The sequence below is a fragment of the Sphaerisporangium rufum genome, assembly GCF_016863395.1.
Classification (GTDB): Bacteria; Actinomycetota; Actinomycetes; order Streptosporangiales; family Streptosporangiaceae; genus Sphaerisporangium; species Sphaerisporangium rufum.
Genome location: NZ_BOOU01000013.1, coordinates 227651 through 242960, shown reverse-complemented (window position 1 = coordinate 242960; position 15310 = coordinate 227651). Strand labels below are relative to the sequence as shown.

Here is a 15310-nt window from a genome sequence, read left to right as displayed (position 1 = left end):
GCCGCCGGCCGCCTCGGTCAGTCCACGTCGACGACCAGGCCGCCCGCCGCGACCCGGGTGTCCCCGGGGTAGGCGCGGCGGGCGGCCCGCAGGGCGTCGCCGGGCCGCGTTCCGGGCATCAGGTGGGTGAGCAGCAGCCGCCGGACGCCGGCCTGGGCCGCGGTCCGGCCGGCCTGGGCCGCGCTCGACAGGAAGGCCGCGGAGTCGGCCGGGACCACCTCGGGGTGGCTGGCCTCGGCCAGGAACACGTCGGCGTCCTGGGCGAGCGGCTCCAGTTCGGGACTCGGCCCGGTGTCACCGGTGTAGGCGAGCACCCGGCCGCCGGCGGCCAGCCGCAGGCCGGCGTTCGGCACCCAGTGCGGCAGCAGGCGGGTGTCGACCCGGAACGGCCCGGCCTCGAAGGTCTCACCGGGGGTGAAGTCGCGCCGGGCGCAGGCGGCGTCGAGCATGCCGGGCCGGTCCAGGGCGAGCACGGCGTCCAGCGCGCCGGGGGGCGCGTGCACCGGCAGCGGCGGCGCGGGGTCGTCGCGCAGCGCGCGGGCCCGCAGCAGCGGGTTGAGGTCCGCGCAGTGGTCGGGGTGGCCATGGCTGACCAGCACGGCGTCCAGCCGCTCGGCGGGCAGGTACCGCAGCAGCACCGGCAGGGTGGCGTAGCCCGGGTCGATCAGCAGCCGGAAGCCCTCGTGCTCGACCAGATAGCCGCTGCACGCCCCGCCGGCCCGCGGCCAGGCGCCGCAGCCGCCCAGAATGGTGATCCGCATGCGCCCGAGACTAGTGCGGCGGCCCGCTCAGGCGTCGAGGCGGTACTCCTGGACGGAGTCGGCGAGCCGGACGGCCAGCTCCTCGGCGTCCAGCCGCCGCTCGATCTGCCGCAGGTCGTCGATCCGCGCCCGGGTCTCGGCCTTGCGGGGGGCGAGCAGGCTGCAGCAGTCCTCATCGGGCAGCTCGGAGATCCGCAGGGTGCCGATCCGGCGGGCCTCGGCCATGATCTCGGTCTTGTCCATGGCGATCAGCGGGCGCAGGATCGGCATGGCGACCGCGTCGTCCAGCGCGGTGATGTTCTGCAGGGTCTGCGAGGAGACCTGGCCGAGGGAGTCTCCGGTGACCAGCACCTGGCGCCGCAACCGGTGGGCGACCTCCTCGGCGGTCTTGAGCATCAGCCGGCGCTGGGCCACCACCTGCAGCCGGTCGGCGCCGGAGGAGCGCAGCGACTGCTGGGCCTTGCCGAACGGCACCACCAGCAGCCGGGCCTTGGCCTGGAACCGGCCGAGCTCGCGGACCAGGGCGTAGGCCTTGTAGATCGACTCGGAGGTGGTGAACGGGATGCCGGAGAAGTGCAGGAAGTCGACCTGCAGCCCGCGGCGCAGCATCCGGTAGGCCGCGACCGGGGAGTCGATGCCACCGGACATCAGCACCAGGCCCCGGCCACTCATGCCCACCGGCAGGCCGCCCTGGCCGGGGACCGCGTCGGAGAAGACGAACACCTCGTCCCGGTCGACCTCGATGTGCACGGTGAGCTCGGGGTCCTTCAGCCGCACCGGCAGGCCGTACTTGTCGTTGATCGCGCCGCCGACCACCCGGTCGAGCTCGTTGGAGCGCAGCGGGAACCGCTTGTCCCGGCGGCGGGAGCGGACCGCGAAGGTGGCCTGTCGCTCGACCTCCGGGCGCCCGGCGACCAGCTCCAGGGCGGCGGCGGTCACCGCCTCGACGTCCTTGGCGACCCGCCAGGCCCGGTGGATCCACACCACGCCCATCACGTCGGCGACGCGGGCGGCGACCGCGTCGGCGGCCGCCGCGCCGGTGGCCTCGGGCAGCAGGATCGCGATGACCCCGTGCCGCTGGCGGATCTCGACCTTGATGTCGAGACTCTTCAGCGCGGTCCTGATGTTGTTCTGCAGCCTGCGCTCGAAGATCTCGCGGTTCTTGCCCTTCAGCACGATCTCGCCGAGCTTGAGCAGCACGCAGGGCTCGCCCAGGGCCGAGGGGGTCAGCACGGGCACGGGTCGCCTCCGGGCGGTGTGGGACGGTGTGGGACTGGCGGTGCGGGACTAGGGGAACGCCGGCCCCGGGCGGAGGGGCGGGCCGGAGCACCCACCAATTTATCCCGGATCGCCGATGGACGGACCCCGCCGGCCGTACCGCGGCGCGCCGCCCGGCGACCGGCCCGCCGCCGCGCCCTGACCCGCCGGTAACGGGTCACCCACTTTGGACGGTCAGTGACCGTCGAATCACGGAGTTGAGCCTTATAACGCTCCAAATGGTCTATTGTCTGGATTCAGATGGATCGAACGCTGTTTGGCGGTTCGTCCGGCAAGGAGGGTTCGTGGGGCATATCAATCACTTCTCCCAGGGCGCGGTCACTCCGGTGGCCGCGTACGTCATGTCGGTGCTCGGATCGCTGCTGGGCCTGCTGCTGGCCACGCGCGCGCGGGGCACGGCCGGCGCCGCCCGGACGCGGTGGCTGGCGGCCGCCGCGCTGGCGATCGGCGGCACCGGGATCTGGGTGATGCACTTCATCGCCATGATGGGCTTCAGCGTGCCGGGAGCCCAGATCCGCTACGACGTGCCGCTGACCGTCCTGTCCGCCGCGGTCGCGGTCCTCATGGTCGGGGTCGGGCTGGGCGTGGTGGCGTGGAGCCGAGGGCGGCCCGCCGCGCTCGTCGCGGGCGGGCTGCTGACCGGGCTCGGCGTGGCGGGCATGCATTACATGGGCATGGCGGCGATGCACCTGCCGGCCGCCATGGACTACGACCCGGTGCTGGTCGTCGTGTCGGTCCTCATCGCGGTCGCCGCCGCCACCGTGGCCCTGTGGTTCACCACCCGGATCGAGGGCTGGCTCCCGACGACGGGCGCCGCGCTCATCATGGGGGTGGCCGTCTGCGGCATGCACTACACCGGCATGTTCTCGCTCAGCGTCTCGCCGGTGCGGCCGCAGGCCGCGGGAGCCGAGCACGGCGCCACGGCGCTCAGCTTCCTGCTCCCGCTCCTCGTCCTGATCAGCCTGGTGACGCTGGCGCTGCTCCTGGTGGTGCTGCTCTCGCCGTCCCGGCAGGAACTGGAGAGCGAGAACGCCCTGCTGGCCCGGCTGGAGGCGCGCCGGGCGGCGGACGCCGCCGGCCCCGGCCCGCACCCGCCGGCCGCACCCGCCGGGCCGCCGGCGGACTCGCTGTTCCGGCCGCCCGCCGGCCCCGGCCGCTGAGAAACACCGCCGCCCCCGGCCGACGCGGCCGGGGGCGGGCGGGACGGGCGGGATCAGCCGAAGAAGACCTCGGCCTCCTCGTAGCGGGAGACCGGCACGGTCTTCAGCTCGGCGGTGGCGGCGTCCAGGCCGACGCGCACGATGTCGGTGCCGACCAGCGCGACCATCTTGCCGTAGTCGCCCTCGTGCGCCGCGTCGATCGCCTGCAGGCCGAACCGGGTGGCCAGCACGCGGTCGAACGCGCTCGGCGTGCCGCCGCGCTGCACGTGGCCGAGCACGGTGGTGCGGGCCTCCTTGCCGGTGCGCTTCTCGATCTCCTGGGCGAGTTGCTCGCCGATGCCGCCGAGCCGGACGTGGCCGAAGGCGTCGAGCTCGCCGGCCTGCAGCGCCATCTGCCCCTCGACCGGGTGCGCGCCCTCGGCGACCACGATGATCGGCGAGTAGCGGGTCTGGAAGCGGCTCTCGACGTAGGCGCACACCTTGTCGATGTCGAACGGCTTCTCCGGGATGAGGATGACGTTGGCGCCGGCCGCCATACCGGCGTGCAGGGCGATCCAGCCGGCGTGCCGGCCCATGACCTCGCAGATCAGCGCGCGGTGGTGCGACTCGGCCGTGGTGTGCAGCCGGTCGATCGCCTCGGTGGCGATGTTGACGGCGGTGTCGAAGCCGAAGGTGTAGTCGGTGGCGTTGAGGTCGTTGTCGATCGTCTTCGGCACGCCGACGACGTTCACGCCCCGGTCGAAGAGCTGCTTGGCCACGCCGAGGGTGTCCTCGCCGCCGATCGCGATGAGGGCGTCCACCCCGGTCTCGGCGAGGTTGCTCTTGATCCGGTCGACGCCGCCGTCGATCTTGATCGGGTTGGTGCGCGAGGACCCGAGGATGGTGCCGCCGCGCGGGAGGATGCCGCGGACCGTCTGGATCTCCAGGGGCATCGTCTCCCCCTCCAGCGGGCCGCGCCAGCCGTCCCGGAAGCCCACGAACTCGTGGCCGTAGGTGCCGATGCCCTTGCGGACGACGGCGCGGATGACCGCGTTCAGGCCGGGGCAGTCGCCGCCCCCTGTGAGCACTCCGATACGCATGGCGGGTTCCTCCCGATGGGGTGTTCAAAGTCAGACTATGACGCGCCGGAGGACCACCGGAACGCCCACCGGTCACTCCCGGGGCCGCCGACGCATGGCATTGTGCCGCAGCGTCCCAGATTGGTCTAGACCAAGGCCCGGGCGCAAGTCGGCGGCCTCGGCCGGGGCTAGACCGGCCGAGGCAGCACGCAGGTCGGGCTGCCGACCTGGCAGGCCTCGCCGGCCGGCACCGGGATGCCGTCCCGCATCTCCAGCACGGTGACCACGCCGGACCGCTCGCAGGCAACGTACATGTACCCGCCGGCCCGCGCGAAATGCCGGGGCCAGCGGCCGCCGCAGCCGACCTCGGCCACCCGGGTGACCCCAGGGCCCGCGCCGCCGCCCAGTTCCAGGACCGAGACGGTGTCCGGCCCGCGGTTGCCGACGTAGGCGAAGCGGCCGTCGGCGGAGATCTCGATGTGCGAGACCTGGTTCGGGCCGGCGGCGCCGCTGGCCGGTACCCGGCCCAGGCAGCGCCACCGGTCGTCGTACACCGCGACGGTGCCGTCGAGCTCGCCGGCGACGTACCAGCGCCCGCCGTGCCAGGCCAGGTGGCGCGGGCCGCTGCCCGGCGCCATCGGCACCGGGCCGTCCGGGTGCGGGGCGGGCCGGCCCGCCAGCGTGTAGCGGCGGATCTCGTCGGTGCCCAGGTCGCTGACGTACAGCACGCCGTCCGGCCCGAAGACCGCCTGGTGGGCGTGCGGGCCGGCCTGGCGGCCGGAGTCGGGGCCGTGGCCGTGGTGCGGGAACAGCAGCGCCTCGCCGGCGAAGCCCCCCGCGGCGTCCAGCGGCCGCAGCGCGAGCGTGCCGTCACCGTAGTTGGCGACCGCCAGCCAGGCGCCGGTGGGGTCGACCGCAAGGTGGCAGGGGTGGGAGCCGCCGCTCGGCACCCGGGCCGACGGCTCGGGGCGGCCCGAGCCGGTGACGAAGGACGCCACGGCGCCCTGCTCCTCCTCCAGCACCGCGTAAAGGACGGGCAGCGCCGGATGCGCCGCGAGGAACGAGGGGCCGGGCACCGCGGTCTCGGCCACCGCCTCCAGCGTGCCGTCCGGCCGCCGGCGCGCCGCCGTCAGGCCGGGGCCCGACCCTCCGGTGCCCGGCGTGTAGCCGCCGATGTACAGCAGGTCGTCCCCGGATGTCATGTGATCGAGGATAGCGACCGCCGCCCGGCCGCCCTCACCGATACGGGGACCGGCGGTGCCCTGGATCTTCGCCGGCAAATATGCTTGACTTCGGCAATGAATCAGTTGACCGAAGCAACGGTTGACGGGCAGGTCGCGGAGGTCCGCGCCTTCAACCGCTTCTACACGCGGGTGATCGGGGTGCTGGGCGCCCGCATGCACGACACGGCGTACTCCCTCACCGAGGCGCGCGTGCTGTACGAGCTCGGGACGCGCGCGGAGATGGAGACCGGCGAGCTGCGCCGGCTGCTCGACCTGGACGCCGGCCACCTCAGCCGGATGCTGGCCCGGTTCGAGGCCGGCGGGCTGCTGGCCCGCGAGCGCTCGGCGGCCGACGGGCGGCGGCACGTGCTGCGCCTCACCCCGGCCGGCCGCGCCGAGCTGGACACGCTGAACGCCGCCTCGGCGAGCGCGGTCGGCGCGCTGCTGGACCCGCTCGGCGCGGCCGAGCGCCGGCGGCTCGCCACCGCCATGGCGGCCATCCGCCAGGTGCTCGGCGACGCACCGCGCCCGGCGTCCGGCACGCCGTACGTGATCCGGCCGCCGCGACCCGGCGACCTGGGCTGGATCGTGCACCGGCACGGGGTGCTGTACGCCGAGGAGTACGGCTGGGACCACACCTTCGAGGGGCTGGTCGCGCGGATCGCCGCCGACTTCGCCGAAGGCCACGACCCGCGCCGGGAGGCGTTGTGGATCGCCGAGGTGGACGGCCGGCCCGCCGGATCGGTCTGCTGCGCGCGCGGGGACGACGACCGGACCGCCAAGCTGCGGCTGTTGCTGGTGGAGCCGTCCGCCCGCGGCATGGGCATCGGCGGCCGGCTGGTCGACGAGTGCGTGGAGTTCGCCCGCCGTGCCGGGTACCGGCGCATGGTGCTGCTGACGGTGGCGGACCTGGCCGCCGCGCGCCGCATCTACCGGCGCGCGGGCTTCCGGCTGGAGGAGAGCGAGCCCGGCGTCCCGTGGGGCGGCACCACGGTGACCAACGAGACCTGGTCCCGGGACCTGTGATCGGCTCACCGGCAGCGGACGGGGGAAATTTCCGGTAAAGGGGCGGGATGGGGATTCCGGGCCGCCGCCGGGACCGGCCTCGGGTCTGTCACGATGCGTGCCAGCGCCGCTGCACGGCCCCGGCGTCTCGGGGGCGCCGGGCGTGCCGGCGGCCAGGGGAGCCCGCCGATGACCTCGCTGATCGTTTCCGCGCCGCCGGCACCGACGATCAGGGCCCGCAAGGCCCTGGTCTTCCTGGACCGCGAGACCGGCGCCGGCCCGGCGGGCGGCGCCGACCGGCGGCTGGTGCACGCGCTGACCGCCGAAGGATACGCGGTGCGCACCGCCGGGTGCGGCGCCGCCGACCGGCACGGCGTCGGCGCCTTCCTGGACACCGTCGAGCCCGGCGACCTGCTGCTGGTCCGCTGGTCGACCGAGTCGGGCTGGGGACGCGGCGAGTTCGGCGCGCTGATGGAGGAGTTCGCCCGCCGGGTCGAGCGGTCCGACGGGGCCGCGCTGCTGCTGGTGGTGGATTTCGGCTGGCTGGTCACCGCCAGTCCCGACCAGCCGCAGGAGAGCGTGGGCCGGCTGCGCGTGCGCGGCGAACCGGTGGCCGCGGCGGCGGCGCTCACCACCAGCGCCGCGCTGCCCGGCACCCGCCCGGGCCGCACGCCGTCCCTGACCGGCGTCATCGCCGACGGCATCATCTCCGGGGACGCCGACCTGGACGGCGACGGCACCGTCACGGTGGGCGACCTGCACCGTTACGCCGAGGAGCGCTACGCCGAGCTCGGCGGCGACCGCCGGCCGTACCTGCTCACCTACGGGGAGGGCGAGCTGATCGGGGTGGCCGCCGCCCGGGCCCGGGTCCCCGACCTCGGCCCGGCCTTCGACGCCGCCCTCGCCCGGCTGGCCGTCCTCGGCGACGCGGTGCCGGCGGCCTCGGCCGCCGAGCTGGCCGGCCGGATCTACGACGTGCACCTGGGCGAGGACGCCAGGCAACTGCTGCGCCGGGCCGCCCTGCTGGGCGAGGACGAGCCGCTGACCCCGGGCCTGGCCCGGCTGCTCACCGAGGGCACCCCGCCCGAGGAGGCGCTGCGCGAGCTGGCCGGCTGGGGCCTGCTCGGGCGGGACACCCCGTTCGCCGACCCGGCCGTGCGCCGGGCGGCCGCCGCGCGCCTGCCCGCCGAGGAGCTGGCGCACGTGTCCGCGGTGCTGCGCCGCCACCGGGCCGAGCACCGCGCGGTGCGACCGCACGCCCGCCTAACCGGGGACCGGTGGACCATCCACGACCGGCTCGGCCACCGGGTGCACGCCGAGGCCATCGCGGCGTTCGTCCGCCACCCGGGCACCCGGCCGCCGCTGACCATCGGCGTCAAGGGCCCGTGGGGGGCGGGCAAGACGTCGCTGATGCGGATGGTCCAGGATCTGCTGGATCCCGGTGCCGCCGAGGACCGGCCGGCCGAGATCCACCTGGACCGGCTGCGCGGCGGATCGGGCCAGGTGACCAACGCCGAGGTGCTCGCCCGCACCCGGGCCCCGCGGGACGGCGGCACGGAGTACGCGGTGCCCGGCGAGCTGCCGCTGCGGCACGCCGACTGGCGGCCCACCGTCTGGTTCAACCCGTGGATGTACCAGAGCGGGGAGCAGGTGTGGGCCGGGCTCGCCCACGAGATCATCAGCCAGGTGACCGGGCGGCTGCCCCGGGGCGAGCGGGAACGCTTCTGGCTGACCCTCAACCTGGCGCGGATCGACCGGGAGGCGGTGCGCCGGCGGGCCTACCATCTGGCCGCCACCCGCCTGCTGCCGGTGGCCTTCGCGCTCGGCGCGGTCGTCCTGCTCACCCTGGCCTCGCTGGCCGCCTCCGCGCTGATGCCCGCGCTGCGGCCGGCGCTCACCGCGGTGGCGGCGGCGGCCGGCTCGGGCGGCTCGCTGATCGTGCTGGGCGCCGCGGTGGTGCGGCTGGGCCGCTTCCTCGGCGAGTCCGCCGACGGCGCCTTCCAGCGGCTGGTCCGCCAGCCCGACCTGCTCGGCGCGGCGCCGGACCTGGTGAAAGGGCTGCCGCCCGATCCCGGCTACCGGTCGAAGGCCGGGTTCCTGCACCTGGTGCAGGCCGACATGCGGCGGGTGCTCGGCATGGTGGCCACCGAGCGGCGCCCGCTGGTGGTGTTCGTGGACGACCTGGACCGCTGCACGCCCGGCACCGTGGCGCAGGTGATCGAGGCGGTCAACCTCTTCCTGGCCGGCGAGTTCCCGAACTGCGTGTTCGTGCTGGCCATGGAGCCGGAGATCGTCGCGGCGCACGTGGAGGCGGCCTACCGGGACCTGGCCCGCACCCTGCCGCCGGACGCCGAGGAGCGGTCCGGCCTCGGCTGGCGGTTCCTGGAGAAGATCGTCCAGCTGCCGCTCAGCGTGCCGCTGCCGGACGGCGAGGTGCCCGACTACCTGCGCGGGCTGCTGGAGGTGGGCGCTCCGGCCGAGGCGCCCCCGCCGGCCGGCGGCCCGCCCGGTCCTCCCGGCGAGGGCGGCGCGGACGCCCGGCCCGCGACGGGACCGGCCCGGCCCGATCCGGAACTGGTGGACCGGATGGAGGCGGCGATCCGGGCGCTGGCGCCGACCACCGAGACGCTGGACGCGGTGGCCAGGCTGGTGCAGGAGTCGGCCGGCTCCGAACGCCCGGCGCGGCCGGCCGCCCCGGCGGACCCGGCCCGCTCGACGGGCTCCGCACGCCCGGTGGACCGGGCCGGTGCCGGCGCCGCCGCCGCGGGCCGGAAGGCGCGCCGGGACGGCGACGGCGACGGCGGGAAGGGTTCTGGGACAGCCGCGGAGCGGCCCGGGTCGCCCTCGCCCACCGGATACGGCGCCCGTTCCGGGACAGGCGCGGAGCGGCCCGCCGGGGATGCCACCGGCGCGGACACCGAGGACGGGGACGGCGCGATCGGCGGATTGTCGGCGGCGGTGCGGCTGGCCGCGGACCGGGTGTACGACGATCTCTACAGCGACCGGAACGCCTACGCCGCCATCGAGCGGATGCTGCCCGCGCTCGCGATGTGCAACCCGCGGGAGCTCAAGCGATACGTGAACGTCTTCCGGTTCTACTCGTTCGTCACCTACCGGCGGGCGCTGGCGGGGGCCCCGCGCGCCGAGGACCGGGAGGTGGCCAAGCTGGCCGTGCTGACCATCCGGTGGCCGCACCTGCTGTCCCTGCTCGCCCGCGACGCCCCGCAGCCGGGCGCCCCGGCCGGAACCGATCCCTCGGCCGCCACCCTGTTCCGATCGGGCGGCCGGCCCGGGACGACCCCGCCGGCCGGGACGAGCGAGCCGGCCGAAGCGGGGGGCGGGCCGCCCGGTGCCAGGCCGGTCGCCGGGCGTACCGTGCTCGGCCTGCTGGAACGGGCGGCCGCCCGGCCGGGCACCGAGGAGTGGACCCTGGCGCTGGTCGAGGCCGGGCTGCTGCGCGGCCCGCGGGCGGGGGCCGGGCGCTGGGACCCGCTGCGCGCCCTGCTGGCCACCGCCCCACCGGTCGCCGGGCTGGCCCGGGAACTGCTGTGACCCGGGCCCGCGCCGCCCGGCGACGCCACGGTCCGGTGGCCTGTTCACCCGCGCCCGGCGGCCGGGCCGGTCAGCGCTGCGCCTGGACCATCCAGTGGTGCTTCTCCAGCTCCTGGGTGATCTCGATCAGCAGGTCCTGGCTGATCGGGTCGGCCTCCTCGGTGACCTGGACGCGCTCGCGCATCCGGCCGATGATCCCGCCGAGGATGTCGGTGAAGGCCGACACGACCTTGCCGTCCTCGATGTAGCCGGCGTCGAGCCCGCCGATCCGGCTGTCCCTGGCGATGGTGGCCGCCCGGCCGTCCGGGTTCACCCCGATGGCCACCGCCCGCTCGGCCGCGGAGTCGGCGTAGGTCCGCGCGGTCGCAACGATCTCGTCCAGCTGCAGGTGCAGGGCCCGGAAGTTGCGGCCGATCAGGTTCCAGTGCGCCTGCTTGCCCGTCAGCGACAGGTCCAGCAGGTCGATCACCGTACCCTGCAGGGCCTCCCCGGTGGTCTTCTGCTTGTCCGCGGGCAGCGGGCTGGTGATCTGCGACATGAGTCGTCTCCCCTCCGATCGAGCGCGGCAAATCCGTCTTATCACGGCGTAACCGCTACGATTCGGACTAAACGTTGACAGTGTCATAATTGCAGTGTCAGTATGACCACATGAGCGACATCTGGACCATCGCCGAGCTGGCGGAGCACGCGGCGGCCACGCTGCGCCGCGACGCGCCGCCGGCCAGCGGCCGGGTGCGCGAGGTGCCCAACGAGCGGCTCATCCGCTGGTACACCACGATCGGGCTGCTCGACCCGCCGCTGACCCGGCGCGGCCGGGTCGCGCTGTACGGCCGGCGCCACCTGCTCCAGCTGGTGGCGATCAAGCGGCGGCAGGCCGAAGGGCGTTCGATCGCCGAGATCCAGGCCGAGCTGGCCGGGGCCACCGACTCGGGCCTGGCCGCGGTGGCACGCCTGCCCGCCGCCGCGCCCCCCGCCGCCCCCACCGCCGCCACGCCCGCGGCCACCACCCTCGACGGCGAGGCGGCCGCCGGACCGGCGCCCGCCCGTCCCCGGTTCTGGGCCGACCGGCCGGCCGGCCCGGTGGCGGCGCCCGCCTCGCCACCGCCGCCCGCCTTCCCACCGCCGGCCGGCCCGTCGGCCCTGCCGGTCCCGCCGGCACCCCATGCCCCGGCGACTCCCCCGCTCGCCGGGCCGCCGGAACCGCCAGGCCGGTACGGGCCGCCCCCGGTGCCCGCACCGGAGCCGGTGCCGATCGCGCGGCCCGGCGTCCCCGCCGCTCCGCCCGACCGGCTCGCCCCCGCCACTCCGCCCGACCGGCTCGCCCCGCTCGCCCCCGCCTGGTACGGCCGCCGGCCCGCCGCTCCCCCGCCGGGCGGGCCGCCCCCGCCCGCGGCCCCCCTGGAGGTCGCCGGGCTGCTGCACGGCGTGCCGCTCGCCCCGGAGGTGACCCTGCTCATCGGCGGCCGCCCGCCCGGGGCCGGCGACGTCGCCGCGCTGCGCCGGGCGGCCGGCCCGCTGCTGGCCGCGCTGCGCGACCTCGGCCTCGCGGCCGGCCCGCCCGACCTGACCGACCTGACCGAGACGACCGAGACGACCGGCGCGGGCGGCCCGCCGCCCGCCGGCACCGCTCCCCGGCCCGAAACCGGGACCGCCACGCCCAAGGAGACGTCATGACCGTCCAGATCACTCCGCTCCGGCCCGGCGAGTACCGGCCGCTGCCCGACGACGCGGGTCTCGGCGCGCTGCGCACCGAGCAGGGCAACCTGCCGCTGGAGCGGGTCGAGGTGACCGCCCGCGTCACCGGCCTGACCGGTGGCGTGCAGGTCGTCCAGGGGTTCCGTAACCCGCACGACGTACCGCTGGAGGCCACCTACATCTTCCCGCTGCCCGACCGGGCCGCGGTGACCGCCTTCCGGATGGAGGCGGACGAGCGGGTGATCGACGGCGTGCTCAAGGAGCGGGCCGCGGCCCGGCGTGACTACGACCAGGCGATCGCCCAGGGCCGCCGCGCCGCCATCGCCGAGGAGGAGCGGCCGGACGTGTTCACCATGCGCGTTGGCAACATCCTGCCCGGCGAGCGGGTGACCGTACGGCTCTCCCTCAGCCAGCCGCTGCCCTACGAGGACGGCGCGGCCACCTTCCGCTTCCCGCTGGTCGTGGCGCCCCGCTACGTCCCGGGCGCTCCGCTGCCCGGCCCGCCCGCCGGGGACGGCACCGTGCCGGACACCGACGCGGTGCCGGACGCCTCCCGCCTCTCCCCGCCGGTGCTGCTGCCCGGGTTCCCCAGCCCGGTGCGGCTCTCGCTGGAGGTCCACGTCGACCCGGCCGGCCTCGGGCTGCGCGAGATGCGTTCCAGCCTGCACGCGGTCGAGCAGGGGGACGGGGTGGTGCGGTTGCGCCCGGACGAGCGGCTGGACCGCGACTTCGTGCTCCGGCTGGCCCTCGACGCCTCCTCCGCGCTCGCCCTGGTCCCCGACGCGCCGGACGTCTCCGGCGTCCCGGACGTCTCCGGCGACGCCGGGCATGCCGCGGGTGCGGCGTCCGGCCCGGAGGGCGGGCGGCCGGACGGCGAGGGCACCTTCGTCCTCACCGTGGTGCCCGAGGCCCCGGCGGCCGCGCCGCGTCCCCGGGACGTCGCCCTGCTGCTGGACCGGTCCGGCAGCATGGCGGGCTGGAAGATGGTCGCCGCCCGGCGGGCCGCCGCCCGGGTGGTGGACACGCTGACCGGCGACGACCGGTTCGCCGTGCTGTCGTTCGACTCGGTGGTGGAACGGCCCGCGGAGCTGGCGGCCGGGCTGGTCCAGGCGACCGACCGCAACCGCTTCCGGGCGGTGGAGCACCTGGCCCGGCTGGAGGCGCGCGGCGGCACCGAGATCCTGCAGCCGCTGGAGCAGGCCCTCGACCTGCTGGCCGACGACGGCCGCGAGCGGGTGCTCGTCCTGGTCACCGACGGCCAGGTGGGCAACGAGGACCAGATCCTGGAACGCCTCGGCGCGCGGCTGGCCGCGGTGCGCGTGCACACGGTGGGCATCGACCGGGCGGTCAACGCCGGGTTCCTCGGCAGGCTGGCCGGGCTGGGCGCCGGCCGGTGCGAGCTGGTGGAGTCGGAGGAGCGGCTGGACGAGGCCATGGAGCACATCCACCGGCGGATCGGCTCGCCGCTGGTCACCGGCCTGTCGCTGGTCCCGGACGGGCTGGAGGTGCTGCCGGGCACCGTCACCCACCTCGGCTCGCTGTACCCGGGGGTGCCGCTCACCGTCTCCGGCCGGTTCCGCGGCCCGGCCCGGGGCGCGGTCGTCGTGCGGGGCACCGGCGCGGACGGCGGCCCCTGGGAGCGGCGGCTCGCCGGTGTCCCGGGCGAGGGCGACGCGCCGCGGGCGGTCTGGGCGCGTGCCCGGCTGCGCGCCCTGGAGGACCGGTACGCGACCGGGGACCACCACCTGGAGCGGGAGATCGTCGGCACCTCGCTGCGCCACGGCGTGCTGTGCCGGTTCACCGCCTTCGTCGCGGCCGACTCCCGGGTGGTCGCCGAGGGCGGGCCGGGCCACCGGGTGGTCCAGCCGGTGGAGGCGCCGAGCGGCTGGGACCTGGCCGGGCCGCCGGTGCCGATGGCCGCGGCGGCGCCGATGGCCTTCACCACGGCGGCGGCCGCCGCGCCGGCCGCGCCGGACTGGTGGGCCGTCGAGGCGGAGCTGCCCCTCGGTGGCCCGGCCGGGCCACCGCCCGGCGGTCCGGCCCCGGCGCCCGGCGGGCCGGCCATCGTGCCGGCCGGGCCGGCCGCCGGCGGCGGTCCCAGGTTCGCGCGCAAGGCGGCCGACCGCGGCTTCGCCGCGCCGCTGGCGCCCATGGCACCGCCCGCGCCGATCCGCCGGCCGCTGGAGGCGGTCGCCACCCAGCTCGCCGAGGAGCTGGCGCGGCTGCGCGACCTGGCGTCCCGCCCGGACGGCGAGCGGCGGCGCCACCTGGCCGACCTGGGCAGCCGGCTGTCGGCGCTCGCGGCCTACCTGGGCGGCGGCGAGGAGCGGCTCGCCGCGCTGGCCGGCGAGCTGGCGGCGGCCGAGAGCCCGGGCGCCGACGTCGAGGCGCTGTGGCGGCGCGCGGTGACGGTCCTCACCGAGCTGACCGCCGGCACCGGCCGCACCAGGGGGCCCGGCCACGCCGGGGGCGGCTCCGCCCCCGCGCCGCGCCGCGGCCCGTTCTGGAAGCGCTCCTGACCCGCCCGGCCGGCGGGCTCGACCGGCCGGGAAGGCCGCGCGACCCGGCGCGGACGGGCCACGGACCGCGCGCCGGGTCCGGCCTGCCGGGCCAACGCGGCGGTCCGCCCGCCGGGTTAACGTGGCGGCTCGGCGCGGCGGGTCCGGCCGCCGGGTCCGGCCGCCGGGTCCGCCCGCCGGGTCCGCCCGCCGGGTCAGCGCGGTGGGTCAGCGCGGCGGGTCCGGCTCGCCGGGGAGGGCGCGGTAGGCCGGGCGCAGCAGGTCCACCAGCGGGATGTGCCGGATCTTGACGGCCGGGGGCTCCAGCAGGCGCAGCAGCAGGCCGGCGGGCGCGGCCGGTCCGGCGGCCGGCGGGCGCAGCCGGCCGAGCGGCACCGGCGCGGCGTAGAAGTCGCCCGCCCGGGCGGCCAGCGGCTCGTCCGGGACCGCCGGCTCCAGCGGGTCCGCCGGGTCCGCCGGCCCGGCCCGCTCCCCGCGCAGCGCGTCCAACAGGTCCTCGCGCGGCCGGCCGCGCCAGGCCAGCACCAGGAACGGGTCGTCGTCGAACGCCTCGGCCAGCAGGTAGAGCACCGCCGACAGGTGCTTGCAGGGGTGCCCCCAGTCCGGGCACGAGCACGTCATCTCCAGCTCGCCGGGGCCCGCGGGGAACAGCGGCAGGCCGAGCCCGGCGAACACCTCCTCGATCTCCGGCGGCATCTCGCCGGCCAGCAGCTTGGCCCGGTACACCGCGCGGCCGGCCAGCGCGGTCACGATGCCCGCCCACTCCCGCGGGCCGTACGCCGGGACGCGGACCGCGACCCGGTACGGCTCGGGCCGCGAGCCCTGGACCCGGGCGGCCACCAGCCCGGCGGACACCTCGATCTCCAGCACCTGCCCCTTGCGGGCGTAGGAGCGGCCGCGGGCAAGCCGGCCGGCGTCGCAGACGCCTTCCAGGATGTCCACGAAGCGGCGGGACCACCATTGCTCGCCGATGCTGCCGCGCCTGCTGCGCGCCCGGATGCCGCCCTCCACCCGGATGGGGGCTCCACCCTCGAACCAGCCGTCCCGGCCGACCGGCAC

General features: G+C 76.7%; 11 protein-coding genes. 5 read left to right on the top strand and 6 right to left on the bottom strand.

Annotated elements, in window-relative coordinates; translation table 11 throughout:
- Positions 1–17: 17 nt before the first annotated feature.
- Both Sru01_RS05375 and thiI read right to left on the bottom strand, forming a co-directional pair.
- Complete coding sequence (locus tag Sru01_RS05375; RefSeq protein WP_203982708.1) at positions 18–761, bottom strand: MBL fold metallo-hydrolase; 744 nt, start codon at positions 759–761, stop codon at positions 18–20.
- A gap of 27 nt (positions 762–788) precedes the next feature.
- Positions 789–1991, bottom strand: coding sequence for a tRNA uracil 4-sulfurtransferase ThiI (thiI, locus tag Sru01_RS05370; RefSeq protein ID WP_203982773.1), 1203 nt, complete (start codon positions 1989–1991; stop codon positions 789–791).
- A gap of 332 nt (positions 1992–2323) precedes the next feature.
- On the opposite strand from thiI, the gene Sru01_RS05365 reads away from it, so the two are divergent.
- Positions 2324–3199 (top strand): MHYT domain-containing protein, encoded by an 876-nt coding sequence (locus Sru01_RS05365; RefSeq protein WP_203982707.1) that lies wholly within the window; start codon positions 2324–2326, stop codon positions 3197–3199.
- Positions 3200–3252: 53 nt separating this feature from the next.
- Here the strand turns inward: Sru01_RS05365 and Sru01_RS05360 are convergent, their stop codons facing one another.
- Both Sru01_RS05360 and Sru01_RS05355 read right to left on the bottom strand, forming a co-directional pair.
- Positions 3253–4278 (bottom strand): 6-phosphofructokinase, encoded by a 1026-nt coding sequence (locus Sru01_RS05360; protein ID WP_203982706.1) that lies wholly within the window; start codon positions 4276–4278, stop codon positions 3253–3255.
- 167 nt (positions 4279–4445) lie between these two features.
- The gene (locus Sru01_RS05355) at positions 4446–5459 is read right to left on the bottom strand and encodes a lactonase family protein (RefSeq protein WP_203982705.1); all 1014 of its coding nucleotides are present in this window, start codon (positions 5457–5459) and stop codon (positions 4446–4448) included.
- A gap of 96 nt (positions 5460–5555) precedes the next feature.
- Between Sru01_RS05355 and Sru01_RS05350 the strand changes: the two genes are divergently transcribed.
- Positions 5556–6506 carry a bifunctional helix-turn-helix transcriptional regulator/GNAT family N-acetyltransferase gene (locus Sru01_RS05350; RefSeq protein WP_203982704.1) on the top strand — a complete coding sequence of 317 codons (951 nt, stop codon included), beginning with the start codon at positions 5556–5558 and terminating at the stop codon, positions 6504–6506.
- Between the two features lie 168 nt (positions 6507–6674).
- On the top strand, positions 6675–10037 hold the full coding sequence (locus Sru01_RS05345) for a KAP family P-loop NTPase fold protein (protein WP_203982703.1): 3363 nt from the start codon (positions 6675–6677) through the stop codon (positions 10035–10037).
- A 70-nt stretch (positions 10038–10107) separates the two neighbouring features.
- Here Sru01_RS05345 and Sru01_RS05340 read toward each other — a convergent pair whose 3' ends face one another.
- Positions 10108–10575, bottom strand: a complete 468-nt coding sequence (locus Sru01_RS05340; RefSeq protein WP_203982702.1) for a Dps family protein — start codon at positions 10573–10575, stop codon at positions 10108–10110.
- Positions 10576–10685: 110 nt separating this feature from the next.
- Here Sru01_RS05340 and Sru01_RS35340 point away from each other — a divergent pair, with 110 nt between their 5' ends.
- Both Sru01_RS35340 and Sru01_RS05330 read left to right on the top strand, forming a co-directional pair.
- Complete coding sequence (locus tag Sru01_RS35340; protein WP_239136949.1) at positions 10686–11711, top strand: MerR family transcriptional regulator; 1026 nt, start codon at positions 10686–10688, stop codon at positions 11709–11711.
- Positions 11708–14251, top strand: coding sequence for a VIT domain-containing protein (locus tag Sru01_RS05330; RefSeq protein ID WP_203982701.1), 2544 nt, complete (start codon positions 11708–11710; stop codon positions 14249–14251). Before Sru01_RS35340 ends, Sru01_RS05330 begins: the two co-directional genes overlap by 4 nt.
- 207 nt (positions 14252–14458) lie before the next feature.
- Here Sru01_RS05330 and Sru01_RS36125 read toward each other — a convergent pair whose 3' ends face one another.
- Positions 14459–15310 (bottom strand): SWIM zinc finger family protein, encoded by an 852-nt coding sequence (locus Sru01_RS36125; RefSeq protein WP_203982700.1) that lies wholly within the window; start codon positions 15308–15310, stop codon positions 14459–14461.

Excerpts from the sequence above, each read along its gene's own strand:
- Sru01_RS05375 (WP_203982708.1), bottom strand. The coding sequence starts at position 761 with ATGCGGATCACCATTCTGGGCGGCTGCGGCGCCTGGCCGCGGGCCGGC.
- Sru01_RS05360 (WP_203982706.1), bottom strand. The coding sequence starts at position 4,278 with ATGCGTATCGGAGTGCTCACAGGGGGCGGCGACTGCCCCGGCCTGAAC.
- Sru01_RS05355 (WP_203982705.1), bottom strand. The coding sequence starts at position 5,459 with ATGACATCCGGGGACGACCTGCTGTACATCGGCGGCTACACGCCGGGC.
- Sru01_RS05350 (WP_203982704.1), top strand. The coding sequence starts at position 5,556 with ATGAATCAGTTGACCGAAGCAACGGTTGACGGGCAGGTCGCGGAGGTC.
- Sru01_RS05345 (WP_203982703.1), top strand. The coding sequence starts at position 6,675 with ATGACCTCGCTGATCGTTTCCGCGCCGCCGGCACCGACGATCAGGGCC.
- Sru01_RS05340 (WP_203982702.1), bottom strand. The coding sequence starts at position 10,575 with ATGTCGCAGATCACCAGCCCGCTGCCCGCGGACAAGCAGAAGACCACC.
- Sru01_RS35340 (WP_239136949.1), top strand. The coding sequence starts at position 10,686 with ATGAGCGACATCTGGACCATCGCCGAGCTGGCGGAGCACGCGGCGGCC.
- Sru01_RS05330 (WP_203982701.1), top strand. The coding sequence starts at position 11,708 with ATGACCGTCCAGATCACTCCGCTCCGGCCCGGCGAGTACCGGCCGCTG.